4 protein-coding genes are annotated in these 5,608 nt (G+C 68.4%); 2 read left to right on the plus strand and 2 right to left on the minus strand.

What is annotated here, in order from left to right:
• Window positions 1-706: AI-2E family transporter (locus AC1DVT_RS17420; protein ID WP_477390346.1), on the minus strand; the 706-nt coding region annotated here is incomplete at its 3' end.
• A 166-nt stretch (window positions 707-872) separates the two neighbouring features.
• Here AC1DVT_RS17420 and AC1DVT_RS17425 point away from each other — a divergent pair.
• Both AC1DVT_RS17425 and AC1DVT_RS17430 read left to right on the plus strand, forming a co-directional pair.
• Complete coding sequence (locus AC1DVT_RS17425; protein ID WP_477390348.1) at window positions 873-2,711, plus strand: DUF8094 domain-containing protein; 1,839 nt, start codon at window positions 873-875, stop codon at window positions 2,709-2,711.
• On the plus strand, window positions 2,708-3,652 hold the full coding sequence (locus AC1DVT_RS17430) for a tetratricopeptide repeat protein (protein ID WP_457098423.1): 945 nt from the start codon (window positions 2,708-2,710) through the stop codon (window positions 3,650-3,652). Before AC1DVT_RS17425 ends, AC1DVT_RS17430 begins: the two co-directional genes overlap by 4 nt.
• 89 nt (window positions 3,653-3,741) lie before the next feature.
• Here the strand turns inward: AC1DVT_RS17430 and glgB are convergent.
• Window positions 3,742-5,608: 1,4-alpha-glucan branching protein GlgB (glgB, locus tag AC1DVT_RS17435; protein ID WP_477390350.1), on the minus strand; the 1,867-nt coding region annotated here is incomplete at its 5' end.

A 5,608-nucleotide genomic window follows, 5' to 3' on the forward strand; every position in this document is an offset into this window, starting at 1 on the left:
CCGCAGGGAAGGGCGCGCCGATGATCGTGAGGAAGATGGCGCTGAGGATGCCGTTGATGACGCCGAGGCTCAGCTGCCCGATGACGTAGTAGCCGACAGAGTCGGTGATCTGCTCGCCCAGGTCGATGAAGCGGGGTCGCTTGGAGGCGGGCACGAGCTGGTACACCGACCTCTTCAGGGCGGGCGTTGCCGCGGTGAAGTAGATGGTGAGGATCAGGACGATGAAAGCGCCCGTGAGCCCCGCGAACAGGGCGATCCCCGCGCCCAGCACGCTGCCGGTGATCGTCCCGGCGTTCTCGAGCGCCCATTCCTGCACCTGCTGCAGGACCAGATCGAGCTGGAGGTTGGGGAAGGTGCTCGTGACCCAGTTCTCGACGTCCGTCCAGAATCCCTCCCGGTCGACGAGGTCGGTGACTGCCTTGATGAGCTGGCCGACCTGCGTGACGAGGATCGGCAGGATCATGAGCACGATCCCGGCGAACGCGAGTAGCACCGCGAGGATCGTGACCAGCACAGCGGCCCACCGGGGGAATCTGCGCTTCTCGAGCCACGAGATGATCGGGTCGAGACCCAGCGAGAGGAACAGCGCCGTCCCGACATAGAGGAGGATCGTGGAAAGCGTCTGGATGCTGGTGATCAGCAGCAGACCGAGGCCGACCCCCAGAGTCGCGACGAACGCGACCCGGAACGGGTTGTGCACCTTCATGGGGCTCCTGACGTCGGACGGACTCTGTCCCGTCAGGATACGCAGAGGGAGCACTCGACAGCCGGAATGACCCCTCCCGGTCGCCTTTCAGGTGAGTTTCGCTAGTCTGAAATGTCTAGTGAGTGGTCTGCGCCGTCGATCGCGGACCCGAGGAAGGTGTTCTTTCGTGCGTTTCGTGTGGGCCGTTGCAGCATTCGTGCTCGCGGCCGTGATGATCGGAGCGGGGATCGCGCAGCGCACGGTCTTCCAGGGTCCGAAGACGCAGACGACCTCGATCTCGATTCAGGACGAAGCGCCCTACGTGCTCATCGAGGGTGAAGTGCTCACCTCGATGCCCGGTGCGCAGACGCTTCGCGCGTCCGGCGAGGGGCAGATCTTCGCCGCGTACGGACGGACTGCCGACCTGGAGGCGTGGCTCAGCGACTCCACCTACAACGTGGTCAGCGTCGACAAGCACGGGAAGGTCAGTGCGACCATCGTCGAGCCAGGCGCCGCCGCCGGCGACGACGCGACGTCCACTCCCGCTGCCGAGACCCCCACGCCTTCGGAGACGCCCGCGGCCGCCGTGCCTGGACGCAATCCCGCCGGGTCCGACCTGTGGCTCGACGAGTTCACCCAGGAAGATCTGCTGATCGCCCCGCTGCAGCTTCCCGACACGATGAGCGTCCTGCTCGCGGCGGACGGCACGGCGCCTGCGCCTTCGACGATCTCCGTCTCATGGCCGATCGCGAGCTCCACACCGTGGTCCGGTCCGCTCATCGTCGCGGGCGGCATCCTCATGGCCATCGGCATCACCCTGTACATCCTCGGCATCCGTCACGCACGTCGCTCGCGGGGCCCACGCAGAAAGGGGCTTCCGTTGCCCGTCACCGAGCCGATCGACCTTTCCGTCGAGGGGCAGGACAAGGGAGTGATCAGCGCGAGCAAACCGACGCGCAAGGCACTCTCGGGCGGTCGCCGGTCGCTCATCGTGATCCCCGCCGTTGCGGTCTCCGCCCTGCTGTTCACCGGGTGCTCTGCGGACGCCTGGCCGGATCTGGCTGGCAGCCCCACGCCGACTCCCACGGCATCCGTCATCGTCTCCGAAGGCCAGCAGGCGCCCGCGGTGACCAAAGTGCAGGCCGAGCGGATTCTCGCGAGCATCTCGAGCACCGTCGCCGATGCCGATGAAGCCAAGGACCCCGCGCTCGCCGCGACCCGTCTCGATGGAGCGATGCTCTCCGAGCGGGAGACCAACTACAAGCTCCGCACGGCGATCGCGGACTACGCGGCGCCGTCGGCCATCCCGTCCAAGCCGCTGTCGATCCTGCTGCCGCAGGCCGTCGACGGCTGGCCGCGGACCGTGATGGCCGTTGTCACGGATGACGAGAACAAGACCGCGAGCATCATGCTGATGTCGCAGGAAGATGCGTGGGCGCCTTACAAGCTCACGTATCAGTCCAGCCTCGAGGCCGCCACCGAGATGCCCAAACTCGCGCCCGACTACATCGGGTCGACCCAGGTGCCGCCGGACTCGTCCTTCCTCGCCATCGCACCCCAGGATCTGGCTGCTGCGTACGCCGACGTGCTCAACCATGGCGACGACAGCGAGTACGCGGCGCTGTTCACCTCCGACGGCGACCAGTTCCGGGCCGGAGTGGCTGCCGACCGTCAGAAGCGCCTCGACGCGTTCAACGCCACCGGTGCGCAGACCGGCAGCCTGACCTTCGAGTCCACGCCGGGCGCGCACCTCCCGCTCGCACTCGCCACCCTCGAGAGCGGTGCGATCGTCGCCGTCAACATCGACGAGACCGACACGGTGAAGCCGACGAATTCGGATGCCGTCATCAAGGTCGGCGACAACCCCACGGTCAAGACCCTGGCCGGCGCCGATCAGTCGGCGACGGGGTTCTCCACGACCTTCAGCGACCAGCTGTTCTTCTATGTGCCCAGCCAGGGCTCGACCGAGAAGGTGCGCCTGCTCGGCTACGCTTCCGAGATCCTCAACGCAAAGGTGATCACGTGACCGAACCCGCCCCCGGAGCCGTTCTTCGCGGAGCTGTCGACCTGTCCAGCCTGCGCAATCGTCCCGCGGCTCCGCCGCAGGGCGCTGAGCTCCCGGCACCCGATGCGGCCCTCGCGTCGCTGGTGATGGATGTCACGGACGAGACGTTCGGCACGATCCTCGAGCTGTCCAAGACGGTCCCGGTCGTGGTCGATCTCTGGGCCGAGTGGTGCGGGCCGTGCAAGCAGCTCAGCCCGATCCTGGAGCGGGTGGTCGCCGAGCTGGATGGGCGCGTCGTGCTCGCCAAGGTCGATGTCGATGCCAACCCGCAGCTCTCCCAGGCCTTCCGCGCGCAATCGATCCCGCTGGTCGTCGCCCTGATCGCGGGACAGCCGGTGCCGATGTTCACCGGGGCCGTGCCCGAGGCCCAGGTGCGCGAGGTGTTCGCGCAGCTGCTGCAGGTCGCCGCGCAGAACGGTGTCGCCGGTCGCGTCCAGGTCGACGAGCCGGACGACGCCGCAGCCACGGACGAACCCGAAGAGCCCGCGCTTCCGCCGCTGCACCTCGAGGCCTTCGAGGCGATCGAGGCAGGGGACTACCCCCGCGCGATCGCGGCCTACGAGAAGGCGCTCGCTGAGGATCCGCGCGACGCCGAGGCCAAGGCCGGACTCGGGCAGGTCCGCCTGCTCGAGCGCATCCAGGGCGCTGATCTGGGCGAGGCCCGGGCCGCCGCGGCCGCGGCGCCGAACGACCTCGGGGCGCAGTTCGCCGTCGCAGACCTCGATCTCGCCGGTGGGCACGTGGACGACGCGTTCGGCCGCCTCCTCGACCTGTTCGCCGTGCTGCCGTCGGAAGAGCGCGCACCCGTGCGCGAGCGCCTGCTCGAGCTGTTCGCCCTGGTCGGCGACGCGGACCCGCGCGTGCTCAAGGCACGCGGCCGCCTCGCCAGCCTGCTCTTCTAAGAGCCCGGCCGATCGACGCCGGGCCGGCTCGACGCCGGCCCGCTCCGCGCCGGCCGTTTCGATGCCGGCCGGCGTGCCGCGCGGGGCGGTCAGCCGTGGGTCGGCGACGGGATGTGCGCCTGCGGGTCGTGCCGCAGCCACAGCACTCCCAGGGGTGGGAGCACCATCGATGCGCGCTTCCCCGCGTCGGTCGCGACGAGGCCCATGTTGCCTACGCCGGATCCGCCGTACACCTGCGCGTCCGAGTTGAGGACTTCGTGCCAGACGCCCGCTTCGGGCAGGTCCAGCTCGTACCCGTACACCGGCACCCCGGAGAAGTTCGACACCACGACGATCGTGTTTCCGTGCCAGTCGCGGCGGGCGAACGCCACGACGTTCGGATTCCAGGTGGGTCCACCCAGCCGGGTGAAGGCGGCGCCGTCGCTGTCCCTCGCCCAGAGGGCGGAGTGGGCGCGATAGGCGCGGTTCAGCTCCGCGACGAAGCCGTGCAGCTGGGCGTGCGACGGCTGATCGAGCAGCCACCAGTCCAGCGACCGGCCCTCGGACCATTCGGACATCTGCCCGAACTCCTGCCCCATGAACAGGAGCTGCTTGCCCGGGTGACCCCACATGTATGCGAGGAAGGCGCGCATGTTCGCCAGCTTCTGCCAGTGGTCGCCCGGCATGCGGGCGAACAGGCTGCCCTTGCCGTGGACGACTTCGTCGTGGCTGATCGGGAGCATGTAGTTCTCGCTGAAGGCGTAGACGAAGGCGAAGGACAGCTCGCCTTCGTGATGCGACCGGTACATGGGATCGCGCTTGATGTACTGGAGCGAGTCGTTCATCCAGCCCATGTTCCACTTGAAGCCGAATCCGAGTCCCGCGTGGTCGGTCGGGGCGGTGACGCCGGGGAAGCTGGTGGACTCCTCCGCGATCATCACGACGCCGGGGTAGCGCTTGTAGGCGGTGGCGTTGACCTCCTGCAGGAACCCGATCGCCTCGAGGTTCTCGCGCCCGCCGTGGACGTTCGGCACCCACTCGCCAGGCTCGCGCGAGTAGTCGAGGTAGAGCATCGAGGCCACGGCATCCACGCGCAGACCGTCGACGTGGAATTCCTCGAACCAGTACAGCGCGTTCGCGACGAGGAAGTTTCGCACCTCGCTGCGCCCGTAGTCGAAGATGAGGGTGCCCCAGTCCTTGTGCTCGCCGCGCCGCGGGTCGGCGTGCTCGTACAGGGGTTCGCCGTCGAAGCGTGCCAGTGCGAAGGCATCCTTCGGGAAGTGGCCCGGAACCCAATCCATGATCACGCCGATACCCGCCTGGTKCAGGCGGTCGATCAGGAGGCGGAGCTCATCGGGGCGCCCGAACCGGCTCGTCGGTGCGAAGTAGCCGGTCACCTGGTAGCCCCAGGAGCCGCCGAACGGGTGCTCGGCGAGCGGCATGAACTCGACGTGGGTGAAGCCCTGCGCGGTGACGTATTCGATGAGCTGCTCGGCCGCGTCGCGGTAGGACAGGCCGGGTCGCCACGATCCGAGATGCAGCTCGTAGACCGACATCGGCCCGGACAGCGGCTGCGCAGAGGCCCGCGTGGTCATCCACGCGCCGTCGTTCCAGCGGTAGGCGGATTCCGTGACGACCGAGGCGGTCGCCGGGGGCACTTCCGCGAACCGCGCCATCGGATCGGCCTTGACGACCCACCCGCCGTGGCGCGCGAGCATCTCGAACTTGTAGGTCGTGCCGGCGCCCAGCCCGGGCACGAACAGCTCCCAGATGCCGCTCGCTCCCATTGAGCGCATGGAGTGGCCTTGGCCGTCCCAGCTGTTGAAATCGCCCACGACGCGCGCGGCGCGAGCGTTGGGCGCCCAGACCGTGAAGGACGTGCCGCGGACGCCGCCGTGATCGCGGACGTGCGCACCGAGGACGTTCCACAGCTGCTCGTGCCTGCCCTCCCGGATGAGGTGGAGGTCGAGCTCGCCG

The sequence above is a fragment of the Microbacterium sp. P2_F9 genome, assembly GCF_056403635.1.